At 73.7% G+C, this 16,586-nt stretch carries 14 protein-coding genes; 4 read left to right on the top strand and 10 right to left on the bottom strand.

The genetic code is table 11. The features are described from left to right. The first annotated feature begins 26 nt into the window (after positions 1–26). Complete coding sequence (locus ACI79Q_RS19920; protein ID WP_456600458.1) at positions 27–236, top strand: PF20097 family protein; 210 nt, start codon at positions 27–29, stop codon at positions 234–236. Here the strand turns inward: ACI79Q_RS19920 and ACI79Q_RS19915 are convergent. The 3 genes from ACI79Q_RS19915 to ACI79Q_RS19905 all read right to left on the bottom strand — a co-directional run bounded on the left by ACI79Q_RS19915 (position 233) and on the right by ACI79Q_RS19905 (position 5,011). Next, a complete protein-coding gene (locus ACI79Q_RS19915; RefSeq protein WP_456615230.1) occupies positions 233–1,468 on the bottom strand; it encodes a 3-deoxy-7-phosphoheptulonate synthase in 1,236 nt (411 codons plus the stop codon). The genes ACI79Q_RS19920 and ACI79Q_RS19915 overlap by 4 nt on opposite strands. Beyond that, positions 1,465–3,603 carry a DEAD/DEAH box helicase gene (locus tag ACI79Q_RS19910; protein WP_456590501.1) on the bottom strand — a complete coding sequence of 713 codons (2,139 nt, stop codon included), beginning with the start codon at positions 3,601–3,603 and terminating at the stop codon, positions 1,465–1,467. The genes ACI79Q_RS19915 and ACI79Q_RS19910 overlap by 4 nt, the downstream gene beginning before the upstream one ends. 343 nt (positions 3,604–3,946) lie before the next feature. After that, the gene (locus ACI79Q_RS19905) at positions 3,947–5,011 is read right to left on the bottom strand and encodes a helix-turn-helix transcriptional regulator (RefSeq protein WP_456590502.1); all 1,065 of its coding nucleotides are present in this window, start codon (positions 5,009–5,011) and stop codon (positions 3,947–3,949) included. Between the two features lie 132 nt (positions 5,012–5,143). Between ACI79Q_RS19905 and ACI79Q_RS19900 the strand changes: the two genes are divergently transcribed. Together ACI79Q_RS19900 and ACI79Q_RS19895 are read left to right on the top strand one after the other, a co-directional pair. Next, complete coding sequence (locus tag ACI79Q_RS19900) at positions 5,144–6,574, top strand: amidase (protein ID WP_456615229.1); 1,431 nt, start codon at positions 5,144–5,146, stop codon at positions 6,572–6,574. Between the two features lie 256 nt (positions 6,575–6,830). Further along, a complete protein-coding gene (locus ACI79Q_RS19895) occupies positions 6,831–7,559 on the top strand; it encodes an ANTAR domain-containing protein (protein ID WP_456590504.1) in 729 nt (242 codons plus the stop codon). A gap of 119 nt (positions 7,560–7,678) precedes the next feature. On the opposite strand, the gene ACI79Q_RS19890 is transcribed toward ACI79Q_RS19895, so the two are convergent. From ACI79Q_RS19890 to ACI79Q_RS19860, 7 genes are all read right to left on the bottom strand, one after another. Next, entirely contained in the window at positions 7,679–8,875 is a 1,197-nt protein-coding gene (locus ACI79Q_RS19890; protein WP_456615228.1) for an NAD(P)/FAD-dependent oxidoreductase, read from the bottom strand. Then, on the bottom strand, positions 8,872–10,221 hold the full coding sequence (locus tag ACI79Q_RS19885) for an FMN-binding glutamate synthase family protein (RefSeq protein WP_456590506.1): 1,350 nt from the start codon (positions 10,219–10,221) through the stop codon (positions 8,872–8,874). The genes ACI79Q_RS19890 and ACI79Q_RS19885 overlap by 4 nt, the downstream gene beginning before the upstream one ends. A 13-nt stretch (positions 10,222–10,234) precedes the next feature. After that, on the bottom strand, positions 10,235–10,975 hold the full coding sequence (locus ACI79Q_RS19880) for a GltB/FmdC/FwdC-like GXGXG domain-containing protein (protein WP_456590507.1): 741 nt from the start codon (positions 10,973–10,975) through the stop codon (positions 10,235–10,237). Then, entirely contained in the window at positions 10,963–11,871 is a 909-nt protein-coding gene (locus tag ACI79Q_RS19875) for a hypothetical protein (protein ID WP_456590508.1), read from the bottom strand. The genes ACI79Q_RS19880 and ACI79Q_RS19875 overlap by 13 nt, the downstream gene beginning before the upstream one ends. A 30-nt stretch (positions 11,872–11,901) precedes the next feature. Further along, positions 11,902–13,263 (bottom strand): type III glutamate--ammonia ligase, encoded by a 1,362-nt coding sequence (gene glnT, locus ACI79Q_RS19870; RefSeq protein WP_456590509.1) that lies wholly within the window; start codon positions 13,261–13,263, stop codon positions 11,902–11,904. Between the two features lie 187 nt (positions 13,264–13,450). Beyond that, the gene (locus tag ACI79Q_RS19865) at positions 13,451–14,785 is read right to left on the bottom strand and encodes an ammonium transporter (protein WP_456590510.1); all 1,335 of its coding nucleotides are present in this window, start codon (positions 14,783–14,785) and stop codon (positions 13,451–13,453) included. Positions 14,786–15,051: 266 nt separating this feature from the next. Further along, positions 15,052–15,666 carry a helix-turn-helix domain-containing protein gene (locus tag ACI79Q_RS19860; protein WP_456600463.1) on the bottom strand — a complete coding sequence of 205 codons (615 nt, stop codon included), beginning with the start codon at positions 15,664–15,666 and terminating at the stop codon, positions 15,052–15,054. 207 nt (positions 15,667–15,873) lie between these two features. Between ACI79Q_RS19860 and ACI79Q_RS19855 the strand changes: the two genes are divergently transcribed. After that, complete coding sequence (locus ACI79Q_RS19855; protein ID WP_456595082.1) at positions 15,874–16,236, top strand: cupin domain-containing protein; 363 nt, start codon at positions 15,874–15,876, stop codon at positions 16,234–16,236. The last annotated feature ends 350 nt before the right edge of the window (positions 16,237–16,586 follow it).

Here is a 16,586-nt window from a genome sequence, read left to right as displayed (position 1 = left end):
GACCGTAGCGCTGCCGAGGAGCCGCCGTGCCACTGCCCGCCACCTGCCCCCGCTGCAGCAGCGAGCTCGAGCGGGGACACATCGCCGGCCAGTCGATCTACCTCAACTGGATCCCCGAGGGCGAGTCGGTCGGGGTCACCGCCCTCGGCAAGGAGCACCTGGCCACCGGCTCCCTGCTCCGGGCTCCCCAGCTCCCCGCGGCGCGCTGCCCCTCCTGCGGGCTGGGGGTCTTCTAGCGGGCAGCGCCCCGCCGGGCCCGGGCCGCCTCGGCCAGCTCGGCCAGCATCAGCTCGGTCGTCGGCAGGTCGACGCAGGCGTCGGTGACGCTGCAGCCGTACTCCAGCCGCTCCGGGTGCCGCTGGTCCAGGTCCTGCCGGCCGGCGACCAGATTGCTCTCCACCATCACGCCGCGGATGGCCTGCTCCCCGTCGGCGATCTGGCCGGCCAGGTCGCGCACCACCTCGATCTGGCGCAGGTGGTTCTTCTGGCTGTTGCCGTGCGAGGCGTCGACGACGACGACCTCCGGCAGCCCGCGCGCGGCCAGCCGGCGCTTGGTGTCGGCGATGTGCGCGGCGGAGTAGTTGGGGCCGTCCTTGGCGCCGCGCAGGATGACGTGGCCGGTGTCGTTGCCCGTCGTCGACAGCTGGGCGGAGACGCCGTGGGCGTCCACGCCCAGGAACTCGTGCGGCGCGCGCGCCGTCACCATCGCCTGGATCGCGGAGTCGACGCTGCCCTCGGGCGAGTTCTTGAACCCGACGACCGAGGAGAAGCCGGACACCCGCTCCCGGGCGGTCTGGTCGGTGACGTTGCGCGCCCCGACGCCGTTGTAGGTGACCAGCCCGTTGACGTACTGCGGCGTCAGCGCGTTCAGCGGTTCGGCGGCCACCGGCACACCCGCCGCCGTGATGCGGCGCATGAGCATCCGGGTGGCGACGAGTCCGACGCTGATCCGGCTCGACCCGTCCAGGAACGGGTCGTAGGCGAAGCCCTTCCAGTCGACCTCGGTGCGCGGCTTCTCGGTGTAGGTCCGCATGAGGATCTCGAGGTCCGCACCGTGCCGTTCGCGCATGCGCGCGATGAAGGCGGCGTACTCGAGGGCGGCCTCGGGGTCGTGGATCGAGCACGGCCCGGCGATGACGGCGAGGCGGTCGTCGGCACCGGTGAGGACGCCGGCCACCGCCCGGCGGGCCGCCCGCGTCGTGGCGGCCGAGTCAGGCGGTACCGGCACGGCGGCGGCGACCGCGGCCGGGGTGACGACGACGCTCAGGCCGGTGATCCGCGCGTTGACCAGGTCCGACAGGTCGGCGGCGTCGTCCGGTGCGACGCCGACCTGCCGCTGGACGACGGGCAGCAGCTCGGCCAGCTCGGCGTCGATCCGCCGGTTGACGCGGGTCTGCACCTCGAGCAGCAGCTCGGCCACCCGCGTCGCCGCGGCCAGGATCGGTTCCGCGGTCTGCTGGTCGGTCATCGGTTCTCCAGGGCGTCGGTGAGCAGCGCGACGAGCGCCTCCAGCTGGACATCCGCCGAGGCCTGCATCTCCTCGTCGGAGCCGTCCAGGGCCCGCGCGGCCAGCCCGGCCTTGCTGTCGATGAGCTCGGCGATCCGGGCGTCGAGGGTCTGCGCGGCGATGATCCGCCACGCGGTGACCGGCTCGGTCTGCCCGATGCGGTGGCTGCGGTCGATGGCCTGGGTCTGCTCGGCGTCGGTCCAGGACAGCTCGGCGAGCACGAGGTCCGACGCGACCTGCAGGTTCAGCCCCACCCCGGCCGAGGTCAGCGAGCAGACGGCGACGGCGACGTCCGGGTCGTTGACGAACGCGTCGATGTTGCGTTGCCGCACCGAGGGCGTCTGGTCACCGCGGATCGAGGAGTACCGCAGGCCGATGCCCTCGAAGGTCTCCTCGGCCACGTCCATCACGTCGACGTGCTTGGCGAAGAAGACCACCTTGCCGGCGCTGCGGGCCAGCTGCGCGGCGTAGTCGGCGGCGAGCCCGGCCTTCGCCTGGCCGATGCGGCGCATCATCCCGAAGACGTTCTCGCCGGTGGTCTTCGTGCTGGTGTCCTTGAGCTCCCAGCCGGCGACCTTGCGCACCAGTTCGCGGTCGATGCCCTCGACCTCGGTGGCCGACTCGCGCGCGGCCAGGGCGCTCTCGTAGCGCTTCACCAGCCGTCGGGCGAGCTCCCGCTCGGCCGCCCGGATGGACCGGCCGGCCTTGTCGTCGAGCTCGACGGGGAGGTCGGCGATGCGGCGGGCGGGGATGTCGGCGGCCACGTCCACCTTGCGACGGCGCACGATGCCCTGGTCGATCACGCACTGGCGGGCCGCTGGGTAGAAGCCCGGGTCGGCCGGGGTCAGGCCGGTCTCCTCGAGGCACTCCATCAGCCGCCCGAGCGGCTTCTCGTCGTCGATCCAGCCGAGGAACTGCCAGATCGCCCGGAAGTCGTCGATGTCGTTGATCAGCGGGGTCCCGGTGAGGGCCATCAGCAGCGGCCGCCCGGCGCGGGTCCGGATCCGCTCGGAGAGCTCGAGCACGTGCTGGGAGCGCTGCGAGGTCTTGTTCTTGATGAAGTGCGCCTCGTCGACGACCATCCCGCCGAAGCCGAAGCCGCCCAGCCAGCCCACGTGCCGGTCGAGCACCTCGTAGTTGACGATCACGATGTCGGCGAAGCCGTCGGCGTTCTCGCCGTTGCCCTGGATCACGGTGGCCCGGCGCTGGGGCACCCAGCGGGCGGCCTCCCGGGCCCAGTTGGTCTTGACGACGTTGGGGACGACGACGAGCAGCGGGAACGCCTGCGCCGCCTCGGCCGCCAGCAGCGACTGCGCCGTCTTGCCCAGGCCGGGCTCGTCGGCGAGCAGGAAGGTGCGGTGTCCGTTCGCCGCCGCCGCGACCAGCTGCCCCTGGTGCGGCATGAGCTCCAGCCCCGCCGGGGTGAACTGGGAGCTCGGGAACGGCAGCGGCATGCACGCCGGGGCGCCGCCGCCGGCGCGCTCGAAGGAGTTGAACAGGGGCTCGAGGAGCTCCCAGCCGGCCAGCCGGCGCGGGCGGACGGTGCTCTGCCGGGCTGCCTCGAAGTCGGGGGCGAGGAACGGGTTGGCCAGCTGCCGCGAGATGACCGACTGCGGCACCACCTGGCGCTCGGCGGCGGCGGAGGTGGCGGCGGCCACGGGGGCGGCCGGGGCCGGCGTCGGGTCCTCCTCCACCGGCACCTCGACGCCGGCTGCGGCGAGCAGCTCCCGCCGGTGCGACCGCGCCGCCTCCGAGGCGACGGCGTCGTCGGAGAGCAGCGCCAGCAGGCCGGAGTTCCGCACCGCGGTGGTGGCCAGGATCGTCGCGATGCCGTCCAGGCGCTTGAGCTGTTCGGCCCGGCGGGCCTCGCCGGTGTCCTGGTCGGCCTGCACCCGGGCGCGCTCCTCGCGCAGCACCAGGGCGATCGCCTGGAACTCCGCGCGCACGGAGGGGGTCACGCGGTCGCGCTTGACCGCCGCTTCGACGTCCCGGACGGCGCGGGCCAGCACGGCGACGACGTCACCGTCGCGCACGCGCCGCTGGGTGCGCGGGGCGCCGCGCCGGGCGCTCGTCGAGCGCCGTCCTGGTCGAGCCACGAACTCCTCCTCTGCACTGCCCGGCACGGTCGCCGCGGCAGGACGTGCACGCGGCCCCGCGGGCGGACGGTGCAACCGCACCGGCACCGCCCAGTACCGCGCGGACCCGGACCCGCTGGTGCACCGGGCACCGACGCGGGGGCCATGCCCCCGAGCCGGGTTCGGTCCGCCGGCCGCCGGTCGATGGCGGCGGCACCGACCGCGCGAGCAGGCGTGCTGCCGGGCGGGGCGGTGCCGGCGAGCAGCCGGTACGCCCTCCACAGTAGCCCCCCGGCGGCCTCGCGGCGGGAGCGCGGGTCCGTGGGCCCGCCCCGGCCGCACGCGCCGGTGCGGCGCGCGTCGGTCAGGCCGGTCGTGGCGCAGGGGTACGCGCCCGCGTGCCCGGCGCGGTCGAGGAACCCGTCCGGGCGGGGGCCGGTGCGGCACCGCGCCCCGCGCGTACCAGCCCGACCGCGACCGCGAAGGCGACGGCGCCGGCCCGGTTGCCGCAGTCGAGCTTGGCGAGCAGGTGTTCCACGTGCGTGGCCACAGTCCGCTCCCCCACTCCGAGGGAACGCGCCACCATCCGGTTGGTCGCGCCGGTCGCCAGCGCGGCCAGCACCTCGAGCTCGCGCAGCGACAGCCCCGCCGGTGGTGCGGACGCCCGGTGCTCGACCACGACCCAGCGGCCCGCCGGACGCGCTTCCACCGCGAGCAGCTCCGCGCCGGTGATCACCAGCAGGTGACGCCCCATCCGCGAGGGCCACCGCGCCGGCTGGAGCAGGGCGGCCAGCGGAGATGCCGGTGCGACCAGCGACGGCCGGCCGGACGGCGTCAGCACCAGCCACCGCCCGTCCGCCGGCGACCAGGCGAAGGCCCCCGCGTCCTCCGCCACCGGGACCGCTGCACCTTCCAACGGATCCAGGAGACAGGTCAGGTCCGCCGACATCAACCGGAGCACGCCCGCCGTCTCGTCGTCCACCTCCCCGTCCGCGGTGGAGGCGTGCACCGAGCCGACGTACCGCCCGGCCGCCGACAGGCACAGGGTCACGCCGTCGGTGAACCGGGCCGGTCGGATCACCTCCTCGAACATCAGCCCACGACGCTGGTCGGGCCGGATGTCGTGCACCCGCAGCGGTCGCCCCTGGCTGCGGGCGACCGGGAACCGCGGGTCCTCGTGGAAATGCGCCTCCATGAGCGCGAGCGCGTCCTCGCGGTAGCCGGCGCTGGCCACCGTCCGGTGCCGCCCGCGCACCGGGTCCCACTGCGAGACGGCCGCGGCCGACGGTCGGACCACGGACAGCAACGCTTCGAGCACCGCATCGGCGCGACCGGACTGGGCCTCGCCGCGAACCACCGCATCCGCGGCGTCCCGCACGGCCAGGGCGGCGCCGAGCCGCGATGCCCCTGAGCCGGAAGCGGACCTCATGCGGCATCCAAGCACGCACTCGAGCCACCCGGTAGCTGCCCGGTGGTCCGCATTTCCACCGATGTGCACCGCCCGGCCACCGGGCAGCATCCGTCGCCGACGCGAGAACCGGCCGACGACGAAGGAGTGACCGTGGAGGTCTCCGAGTACACCGAGCACGACGCCACCGGGCTGGCCAGCCTGGTCCGCACCGGGCAGGTCTCCCACGAGGAGGTGCAGAAGGCCGCCCGGACCGCCGTCGAGTCGGTCAACGGTGAGCTCAATGCCCTCGTCGGCGACCTGTTCGACAGGCCGCTGGCCGCCAGCGCCGACGGCCCGTTCGCCGGGGTGCCCTTCGTCATCAAGGACCTCGTCATGCATGCCGAGGGCGTTCCCCAGCGGGACGGCTCCCGGCTGCTCGGCCCCGGCATCCCCTTCCCCTACGACACCGCGCTGATGCGGCGGTTCCGGGAGGCCGGCCTGGCCGCCATCGGAGTGAGCGCCTGCCCCGAGTTCGGCTTCAACGCCACCACCGAGTCGGTGGCCAACGGCCCGACCCGCAACCCCTGGGACACCTCCCGCTCCCCCGGCGGCTCCAGCGGTGGATCGGCGGCGCTGGTCGCCGCGCGTGCCCTTCCCGTCGGGCACGCGAACGACGGCGGAGGTTCGATCCGCGTGCCGGCCGCTGCTACCGGCCTGGTCGGCCTGAAGCCCTCCCGGGGGCGGATCACCGTCGCACCCGACTTCGCCGATCCGCTGCTCGGCCTCGGCGTCGAGTTCGCCGTGACCCGGACCGTCCGCGACGCGGCCGGGCTGCTCGACGCCCTGCACGGCTCCGAGCCCGGCGACAAGTACCTGCTGCCGGAGCCGGTGACCAGCTTCCGCGACGCGGCACGCCCGCCGTCGCGGAAGCTGCGGATCGCCGTCGCCACCGCTGCGCCCAACGGCGTCCCGGTCGACCCCGCCTGCGTCGCTGCCGTCCGCGCCGCCGCCGAGGCCCTCGCGGCGGACGGGCACGCCGTCGTCGAGGCGGCACCGGAGTTCGACGTGGAGGCGTTCGACACGGCCAACCTCGCCGCCTGGTGCAGCTTCCTGGCCGACGGGGCGTACGGGGCCGCCGCCGCGCTCGGTGTGGAGCTCGGCAGCGACGTGCTGGAGCACGCGACGCTGGCCTGCGCCGAGTACGGCGCCTCTCTCACCGCGATGGACCTCTACGCCGCCGACCGCGTGTTCAACGCGACCACCCGCGCCATCGCCCAGTTCTTCCTGCGCCACGACGTGCTGCTGACGCCGACGACGGCCGCCCCGAACACCGCCCTGGGTCACCTGGACCAGAACGACCCGAGCCTGGACGCGCGGGGCTGGTACGACCGGATCTTCGCGTTCGCGCCGTTCACCGCGCCCGCCAACGTGACGGGCATGCCCGCGGTCAGCGTCCCCGGCATCCCGACGGCCGAGGGGTGGCCGGTCGGGGTCCAGCTCTGCGGTCGCTACGCCGCCGAAGCGACGCTGCTGTCCGTCGCCGCCTTCTTGGAGGAGGCGCTCCCGTGGGCCGGCCGCCGGCCCGCGGTCCTCGCCGGCTGAGCCCTGCCGCCGCGCGCAGCGGGGACCGCGACGGCGTGGTGCGCAGGTCTCGTCGCCCGCCCGGTCGACAGGCCGCTGCACGCCGGGACCGCCGCGTCGGGGGCGTGGGCCCGGGAGGGGCCGCGTAAGCTCTGCCTGAGCCCAGACATCGTCCGGGCACCCCTGGTGCGTCAAAACAGCGGCGCAGCGAAGTGAGACACCCGGTACGGGTGCGCCGCCGAGGTCACCTTCGGTATGAGCCAGACCGGAGGCCCTGGTGGCCCGCATTCCCGACCGCCGATCCACCCACGCCACCGCTGCGCTGGAGAACCTCGGGCGGCTGTCGCTGCGCGAGCTGTCGATGGAGAGCCTGCTGCAGTCGCTGGCGGACCAGGCCAAGAGCGTCATGCCGGGCGCCCCGGAGGCATCGGTCACCCTCGTCATCGAGGGCGAGGCGACGACGGTCGTGGACACCGGCCCACTCGCCCTGAACCTGGATCGCGCGCAGTACGCGAGGGGCGCAGGGCCGTGCCTGCACGCTTCCCGCACCGGTGTCGCGACCGAGATCGTCGACACCCGTGTCGAGCACCGCTGGCCCGACTACGCGCGGCAGGCCGCCGAGCGCGGCAACCTCAGCTCGCTGTCGGTGCCGCTCGTGTTCGCCGGCGAGCGAGAGCTCACCGGCGCGCTCAACATCTACGCCCGCGAGGTCGCAGCCTTCGACGAGACCAGCCGCGCGGTGGCGACCGGGTTCGCTCCCTACGCGGGCATCGCCGCCGCGAGCGTGCGGGCCTACCGGGGCGCCCAGGAGATGGCCGACCACCTGCAGACCGCGCTCGCGTCCCGCGCGGTCATCGAGCAGGCCAAGGGCATCCTGATCGAACGGCACAAGCTGACCGCCGACCAGGCGTTCCACCTCCTGGTCACGGCGTCGATGACGACGAACACCAAGCTGCGCGACGTCGCCGACCACCTGGTCCGCACCGGGGAGCTCCTGAGCCCCTGACCGTGGTGCCGTCGGCCCCCTGCCGGCCGCGTGGCGAGCGGAGCGCTCGGGGCCCGTCCACCCGTGTGGGCCAGGGACTGCGACGCAGGGCCGAGGGCGACACATGAGGAGACGCCCGGTCAGCGCATCTCCCCCGCACCGACGTAGGGGAAGGGGCTGGTGAGGAGAGCGCCCTCCGCGAACCGCGACAACCGGAAGTCGGAGTCGGGGATGTCGGCGTCCGAGCTCTTCCCGTCGACGACCAGGTCGGCGACCAGCCGTCCCACCGCCGGCGAGATCTTGAACCCGTGCCCGCTGAAGCCGGCGGCGACCACGAGCGCCTCCACCGGCGTCTCCGAGATGACCGGGTTGAAGTCCGGGGTCACGTCGTAGCAGCCGGCGTAGGTGCCGGCGACCGAGGCGTCCGCCAACCCCGGGAACCTGTGCGAGATCTTCTCCACCGCCATCTCGAGGAACTCGTCGGTGGCGCGGTTCAGGTAGGCGTCCGGGTCGGCGGGCTCCGGCGTGGAGAGGTCGCTGTTGCCGAACAGCAGCTGCCCGCCGCCGTCGGCGCGGATGTACTGCAGCGACACCAGGTCGGAGAAGACCGGCACCGGGCCGAGGTCGACCCCGGGGTCCAGCAGCACGATCGGCTCGCGGTGCACCCTGATCGGCAGGTCGATGCCGTGCTCCGCCAGCAGCGGCACCGACCAGGGGCCGGCCGCGACGACGACGGTGCCGGCGCTGATCGCCGTCCCATCGGCCAGCCGGACACCGGTCGCGCGGCCGCCGTCGGCCAGCACCTCGGCGACGGCTGTGCCCTGGCGGATGCGGACGCCGAGGCGCCGCGCGGCCGCAGCGAACCCCTGGGCGGTCTGGTACGCGTCGCCGTAGCCGCCGCGCGCCTCCCAGGCGAAGGCGGCGAAGTCGGACAGGTCGGCCACCGGCCACAGGCGCGCGACCTCGGCGCGGTCGATCTCCTCGGTCTGCACCCCGACCGCCCGCTGGTTGGCCAGGCTGGCCCGCAGGGCGGCGACGTTCGGCTCGCCGACGCCGACGACGTACCCGGTCTGCCGGAAGCCGACGTCGTCGCCGAGGACGTCCGCGGCGTTCTCGAACAGCTCGAGGCTGCGGGTGGCCATCGCCGCCAGCGAGGAGACCCCGTAGTGGCACCGCACGATGCCGCTGGACTTGCCGGTGCCGCCGGAGCCGACCGTGTCCCGCTCGCAGACGACGACGTCGGTCACCCCTCGTCGAGCCAGCGACCAGGCGATGGACGTGCCCTCGAGCCCGCCGCCCACGACGACGACGTCGGCGGTGGTGGCCGTCGCGGTCACAGCCCGTGCCCCGGGATCCAGCTGGTGCCGGCCAGCGGCACCCGGGCCATGGCGGCGGCCTCGATGGTGAGCGCGACCAGGTCCTCGGGCTCGAGCGAGTGCAGGTGGGCCTTGCCGCAGGCGCGGGCGATGATCTGCGCCTCCATCGTCATCACCCGGATGAAGTTCGCCAGCCGCCGGCCGCCCTGCACCGGATCGAGACGCTGCGCCAGCTCGTCGTCCTGGGTGGTGATGCCGGCCGGGTCGCGGCCCGCCTGCCAGTCGTCGTAGTACCCCGCCGCCGACCCGAGCCGGCGGTACTCCGCGTCCAGGTGCGGTGCGTTGTCGCCGAGGGCGATCAGGGCCGCGGTGCCGATCGCGACGGCGTCGGCCCCCAGGGCCATGCACTTGGCGACGTCGGCGCCGTTGCGGATACCGCCGGAGACGACGAGCTGGACCTTCCGGTGCAGCTCCTCCTCCTGCAGCGCCTGCACGGCCTGCGGCAGCGCCGCGAGCGTCGGGATGCCGACGTGCTCGATGAAGACGTCCTGCGTCGCGGCGGTGCCGCCCTGCATCCCGTCGAGCACGATGACATCGGCCCCGGCCTTGGCGGCGAGCTTGACGTCGTAGTAGGTGCGGGTGGCACCGATCTTGACGTAGATCGGCTTCTCCCAGTCCGTGATCTCCCGCAGTTCCCGGATCTTGATCTCCAGGTCGTCGGGGCCGGTCCAGTCCGGGTGCCGGCAGGCGCTGCGCTGGTCGACGCCCATCGGCAGGGTCCGCATGCCCGCCACCCGCTCGGTGATCTTCTGGCCGAGCAGCATCCCGCCGCCGCCGGGCTTCGCCCCCTGCCCGAGCACGACCTCGATGGCGTCGGCCATGCGCAGGTGATCGGGGTTCATGCCGTAGCGGGACGGGAGGTACTGGTAGACGAGGTGCTTGGACTGGCCGCGCTCCTCCGGGGTCATCCCGCCGTCGCCGGTGGTCGTGGAGGTGCCGACCTCGCTGGCGCCGCGGCCGAGCGCCTCCTTGGCGCGGCCGGAGAGCGCACCGAAGCTCATGCCGGCGATGGTCACCGGCGTGGCGAGGTGCAGCGGGTAGGTGGCGTTGCGGTCGCCGAGGACGACGTCGGTGTCGCAGCGCTCCCGGTACCCCTCGAGCGGGTAGCGGGACATGCTGGCGCCGAGGAACAGCAGGTCGTCGAAGTGCGGCACCCTGCGCTTGGCGCCGCCGCCGCGGATGTCGTAGATGCCGGTCTCCGCGGCGCGCTGGATGTCGGCGATGGTCGCGCGGTCGAAGGTGGCGGACTCGCGGAGGGCAGGGTCGGGGGGCAGGGCGGGCTGGCGCAAGGCAGGGTTGTCGGTCACGGGGTGCCCTTTCTCAGTACGCCGAGGCGTTGTCGACGTGGAAGTTGTAGAGCTGCCGGGCGGAGCCGTAGCGGCGGAAGGACGACGGGTCGGCGTCGACCCCGGAGGCACGGAGCAGGCCGGCGAGCTCGGCGAGGTGCTCGGCGCGCATCTCCTTCTCCACGCAGTCGGCCCCGAGCGACCTCACCGAGCCGGCCACGTAGATGCGGGCCTCGTAGAGGGAGTCGCCGAGCGCGTCGCCGGCGTCGCCGCACACGACCAGCCGGCCGGCCTGGCCCATGAAGGCGCTCATGTGGCCGACGTCGCCGCCGACGACGATGTCCACGCCCTTCATCGAGATGCCGCAGCGCGCCGCCGCCGACCCCTCGACGACGAGCAACCCGCCGTGCGCGGTGGCCCCGGCCGACTGCGAGGCGTTGCCGCGGATGCGCACGGTCCCGCTCATCATGTTCTCGGCGACCCCGACGCCGGCGTTGCCGTTGACGGTCACCGTCGCGGCCTTGTTCATGCCGGCGCAGTAGTAGCCGACGTGCCCGTCGACCACGACGTCGATGTCGGCGTCCAGTCCGACGGCGATGTTGTGCCGGCCGTCGGGGTTCGCGACCCGCCAGGTGGGGGCCTTCTCGGCGACGTCGACCGCGTGCAGCGCGCTGTTGAGCGCGCGGACGTCGGACACGGTCAGGTCCACGAGGGTGGGCTCGGCCAGCTCCACCCGTCCCTCCGCGAACTCCAGGGACGTGCTCAGCGCTGCCATGCGTAGACCTCTTCCGGCTCGGGCTCGAAGATGCGGGCGTTCTCGATGCCGGGCAGCCCGGCGAGGGCGCGGTACTCCGACGCCATGGCCACCCACTGCGGCGTCTCGGCGACGACGGCGGGCTTGCAGGCGATGGCGTCGCGGACCACGGCGAAGCTGTCCCGGTTGGCGACCAGCAGGGTGTAGAAGCCGTCGAACCGCTCGCAGAGCAGCTTCAGCGACTTCTCGAGGTCGTAGCCGGCGGCCAGCTGTGCGGCGACGAACCGGGCGCCGACCTCGGAGTCGTTCTCGCTGTCGAACGTCATACCGGCGGCCCGGAGCTCGCGGCGGATCGTCGCGTGGTTGGCGAAGGATCCGTTGTGCACCAGGCACTGGTCCGGGCCGACCGAGAACGGGTGCGAGCCCTGCGGCGTCACCGCGGACTCGGTGGCCATCCGGGTGTGCGCCACCCCCTGCCAGCCCTGCGCGGCGGCGAGGCCGAACTCGGCGGCGAGGGCCTGCGGGTGGCCGACCCCCTTGAGGACGGCGAGGTCCTCCCCCTGGCCGATGACGATCGCCTCGCCCTTCCCCACCCGCCCGACCGCCACGCGGACGGCGGCGACGAGCGTGTCGGGGTCGGTCGCGGCGTGCACCAGCAGCGTCTGCCCGGCGTCGACCACCACCGCCTCGGGTAGCCGCTCGCGCAGCGCCGTCCCGACCTCCTGGGCGCTCGCGTCTCCCGGGAGCAGCGACACCGTCGACTCCCCCGGCGGCGACCAGCGCGGATCGCCGTAGACGGCGATCCCGGCGGAGTCCGGTCCTCGCTCGGTGATCTGGCAGAGCATCCCGGTCAGCAGCTCACCGAGCCGGGGGTACAGGGAGGGCTCCCGCAGGTGGAGCCCGGCGATCCCGCACATGGGGGTGGTTCCTCTCGACGATCCGGCTGGTCAGAAGGCGGTCACGTAGCGGTCGACCTCCCAGGAGGTGACCTGCCCGTGCCACTCGAAGAACTCCTCGCGCTTGAGGCCGGCGAAGTAGGCCGCGACACCCGGACCGGCGACGTCGAGAGCACCCGCGACCACCGGGTCGCTCTCCATCGCCTCGACCGCGTGCAGCAGCGTGGGAGGCAGCGGGCTGCTGGTGGCGGCCCCCGGGTCGCCCGGGTCCAGCCCCCGGCGCACCCCGTCCAGCCCGGCCGCCAGCGCCGTCGCCGCGGCGAGGTAGGGGTTGGCCGAGCCGTCACCACCCCGCAGCTCCACCCGGTTGCCGTCCGGCACGCGGAGCAGGTGGGTCCGGTCGTTGCCGCCGTAGGACGCCGTCCGCGGGGACCAGGTGGCGCCGGACCGGGTGCCCGTCGCGCCGGTGCGCTTGTAGGCGTTGACGGTGGGAGCGAGGACCGCCTGCAGGCCGCAGGCGTGCTCGATCAGACCGGCGACGAAGGAGTAGGCCAGGGGCGAGAGCCCGAGGCCGCGCGGGTCCTCGGCGTCCGGGAAGACCGGTGCGCCGCCCCGCCACAGCGAGAGGTGCATGTGCAGGCCGCTGCCGGTGCGGTCGGTGAACGGCTTGCCCATGAAGGTGGCCGTCATGCCCCGCTGCTCGGCGAGGACCGAGAGCAGGTACCGGAGGGTGACCACCCGGTCGGCGGTGGTCAGCGCGTCGGCGTAGGCGAAGTTCTGCTCGAACTGCCCGTTGCCGTCCTCGTGGTCGTTGGCGTAGTTGCCCCAGCCCAGCGAGTTGATGGCCCGGGAGACCTCGGTCAGGTGGTCGTACATGCGGGTGAGGCCGCGGGCGTCGTAGCACGGGCGCTCGGAGGTGTCCCTCGGATCGGCCGGGCGCAGGGCGCCGTCGGGCCCGCGCTCGACGAGGAAGTACTCGACCTCCGCGCCGACCTTGAGGTCCAGGCCGAGCTCCGCGGCGCGGGCGAGCTGTTCCTTGAGGATCACCCGCGGCGCATACGGCCAGGGCCGGCCCTCGACGTGCGGATCGCAGTGCACGATCGCCAGGCCGGGACGGATGAACGGCACCGGCATGTACGAGGCCGGGTCCGGGATCGCGATGAGGTCCGGGTCCTTCGGCTCCTGACCCATGGCGCCGACGGCGTACCCGGCGAAGCCGACACCCTCGGTCTGCAGCTCCTCGACCGCCTCGACCGGGACCAGTTTGGCGCACGGCTTGCCGGTGAGGTCCACGAAGAGCGCCAGGATGAACTGCGTGCCGTCGGCGCGGGCCCGCGTGGCGAGGTCGAGCACCTCGGGTTCGGCCGTGACGGCGACGGGCGGGGCCTCGGGACGGGTGGCGGTGAGCGGCACGGGATCCTCCTGCGGCTGTTCACTGACATGAACCTCTGTCACGTAGCAGTGAACACGGCCACCGTTTCCGCGGCGTTACGGTCGCGCCAGGTTCGTGTTGCCGCAGACCTCGCGCGACGCGCCGGAGGCCGGCCCCATCGGGGACCGGCCTCCGGTGTCACGTGGCTGCGCCGGGGGGCGGCGCAGGTCAGCGCGGCGACGTCGGGGCGACGGCGACCGGCGCGGGGGGCACCTCGTCGAGGCCGTAGACGGTCGCGCCCACCCGGGTCGGGCTCACGCCCCGGTCGAAGTCGTACGCCGACTCGGCGTGGACGGCGACGTCCAGGCCGGCGTCCTCCGTCGCCTCGTCGACGCGCAGCCCGATCGTGCGCTGCAGCGCCCAGGCGATGGCGTAGGTCATCACGAACGAGAAGGTGCAGGTCGCGACGATCGCCACCAGCTCGCGCCAGACGATGTCGAAGCTGCCACCGAGCAGGACGCCCTGCACCCCGCCCGGCGAGTTCGACGCGCCGATGAGCATGACGCAGAGCGTTCCGGCGATGCCGCCGACGCCGTGCACGGCGAACGCGTCGAGGCTCTCGTCGATGCCCAGCTTCGTCTTCCAGGTCACCGCCCAGGCGACGAGGGCGCCGGCGACGAAGCCGACCACCAGCGCGCCGGCGGCGTTCACCGTGTCGGCCGCAGGCGTGATGCCGACCAGTCCGGCGATCGCCCCGGACGCCATGCCGAGCGTCGTCGCGTGGCCGTCGCGCAGCCTCTCGACCAGCAGGAAACCGAGAATGCCGGTGGACCCGGCGAGCAGCGTGGTCAGGACGACGTACTGCGCGAGGAAGTTCGCCCCGGCCGCCGAGCCCCCGTTGAACCCGATCCAGCCGAACCACAGGATCCCGGCGCCCAGGACGACCAGCGGCAGGCTGTGCGGCCGGTGCGTCGGCGAGCGCCGCTTGCCGAGGACCATCGCGAGCGCCAGGGCGGCGACGCCGGCGTTCATGTGGACCGCGGTGCCACCGGCGAAGTCGTGCAGCTGCAGCACGTTGCGCATCCAGCCACCGACGACGCCGCTCTCCTCGTCGTCGAAGGCGAACACCCAGTGCGCGAGCGGGAAGTAGACGAGGGTCAACCAGACGGCGGAGAAGACCAGCCACGAGCCGAACTTCATCCGGCCGGCCGCGCCGCTGGCCACGATCGCGATCGTGATCGCGGCGAACAGGATGAAGAAGGCGGTCCAGTAGACGCCTTCCGCGCCACCGGTGCCGCCGTCGTCGTGGAAACCGGCGAGACCGAGGTGGTCGACCGGGTTGCCGATCAGGCCCCAGCCGCCGAGCGAGTCGCCCGACACCAGCCCGTAGCCGAAGAGGACGTAGAGGACGCTCGTGACGGCCAGCGTGCTCATGACCATCATCACCATGTTGAGCACGTTCTTGCTGCCGAGCATGCCCCCGTAGAACAGGGCGAGGCCCGGGAACATCAGGAGCACGAGCGCGAACGCCGCCAGGAGCCAGGCGAGGTCGGCTGCAGGCATGAGCCACTCTCCTCAGGTGAGTCGGGCGGGACCGGCCACGCCACGAGATCGGTGGATCGCACCCGGACACACGGGTGCGGAACGCCACGCCGGCGACCACCGCCCGACCGGCACCGAGGGCACCGGGGCGCGAGGCGGTCGTTGCGTGTCACGTCGTGAAACGCAGTCTCATGGTGCTGGACGCCCTCGTGGTTACGCGGACGTGAATCTGCGTTACGAAAGCGAGAGCTGCCGCCGCACGGGTGCGCGGTGCGGCCGGTCGCGACCTAGACGACGTGCCCGTAACCGGTGACGGTCAGGAAGCGGATGGGGAGCTCGATCAGCTCGACCGGCCCGTGCGGCCCCTCGCCGTCGAAGATCAGCGAGTCGCCGGGGCGCATCTCGTAGCGGGCTTCCCCGTGGCCGTAGATCAGCGCGCCCTCGAGCACGTAGATGAACTCGGTGCCGGGGTGCTGGAAGAGCGGGAAGACCTCGCTCGCCTCGGTGAGCGTGACCAGCAGCGGCTCCAGCCGCTTGTGCTCCCCGCGCAGCGCCCCCAGGAGCTGGTAGAGGTGCCCCACGTTGCTGCCCCGCCGGACGATCTGCGCCCCGTGGCCGGCCGGGGTGAAGACCGCCTCGCGCTCGGCGTCCACGCCCCGGAACAGCGCCGTGACCGGCACTGCCAGCGCCTCGGCCAGGCGCGCCAGGCTGGACAGGCTGCAGGAGGTCTGGGCGTGCTCGATCTTGGACAGCATCGCCTTGCTCAGGCCGGTCGTCCGCGCGAGCTCGGCCAGCGAGACGCCCTTGGCCAGCCGGAACTCGCGGACGCGCATCGCGATGACGTCCTCCAGCTGTCCGCCGGGCGCGTCGTCGTGCCCGCCGGGCTCGGGGGTTGCCTCCACGGCGCGAGCATAGGGGCCGCTCCGGCGGACGAGCGGGCTCCGCCGCGGCCGCATGACCCGGACGGGAGGGGCGTCACCGCACCCGCGAAGGGTCCTCGTCACCGACTCGTTACAGCGCCGACACCCATCGAATCGTCCACTGGCGTTACATGTCGTCTACCCACAGGGATCGGTCGCCCCGACGGGTCCCGCGCTGAGGAGGCGGACATGACCACCACCGGCACCATCGTCTTCGGACACGCGAGCGGCACCTACGAGGGGCTCCCGAGCATGGAGGTCCCCGGCGTCAACGCCGCCATCGGCGACACGTTCGCCAACCCGGGGGGCTCGGAGCTGTGCTCCGGCTTCTTCGAGCTGCTCGCGGGCGAGCCGCTGGACTACACGTACACCTACGACGAGATGAAGGTCGTGGTGGAGGGCGAGTTCCACCTCACCGACCTCGACAGCGGCGCGCAGGTGATCGCTCGCCCCAAGGACGTGCTGTTCTTCCCGAAGGGTTCGCGGATCCGCTTCGAGACCCCCGACCGGGCGCTGGGCTTCTACACCGGCCAGCGGTCCTTCGCCCCCTGATCGGCATGGGCATCGAGCACACCAGCGTGCCACGGTGGGCGGCCGCGCCGCCGGCCTTCCCCCACGGCGTCCGCAGCGCCGCCGTCCTGGGTCTCGACGAGGCCGCCGACCCCGTCGTCTCCGCCTGGGCGGCGCAGGCCGCGGCCGCCGGCGCGGCGGTGAGCGTGCTGCGGGCGCGCAGCACCGCCGAGGCGCTGGCCTGGGTGGGTGCCCGGGCCGGCGAGGCCGTGGTCGGCTGGCGGCTGCTCGTGGCGGGGGGGGGGGGGGGGGGGGGGGGGGGGGGGGGGGCGGGGGGGGGGGGGGGGGGGGGGGGGGGGGGGGGGGGGGGGGGGGCGTGGTTTTTTTCTAAT

The sequence above is a fragment of the Blastococcus sp. SYSU DS0828 genome, from assembly GCF_054050975.1.
This window is presented reverse-complemented; position numbering and strand designations above follow the sequence as displayed.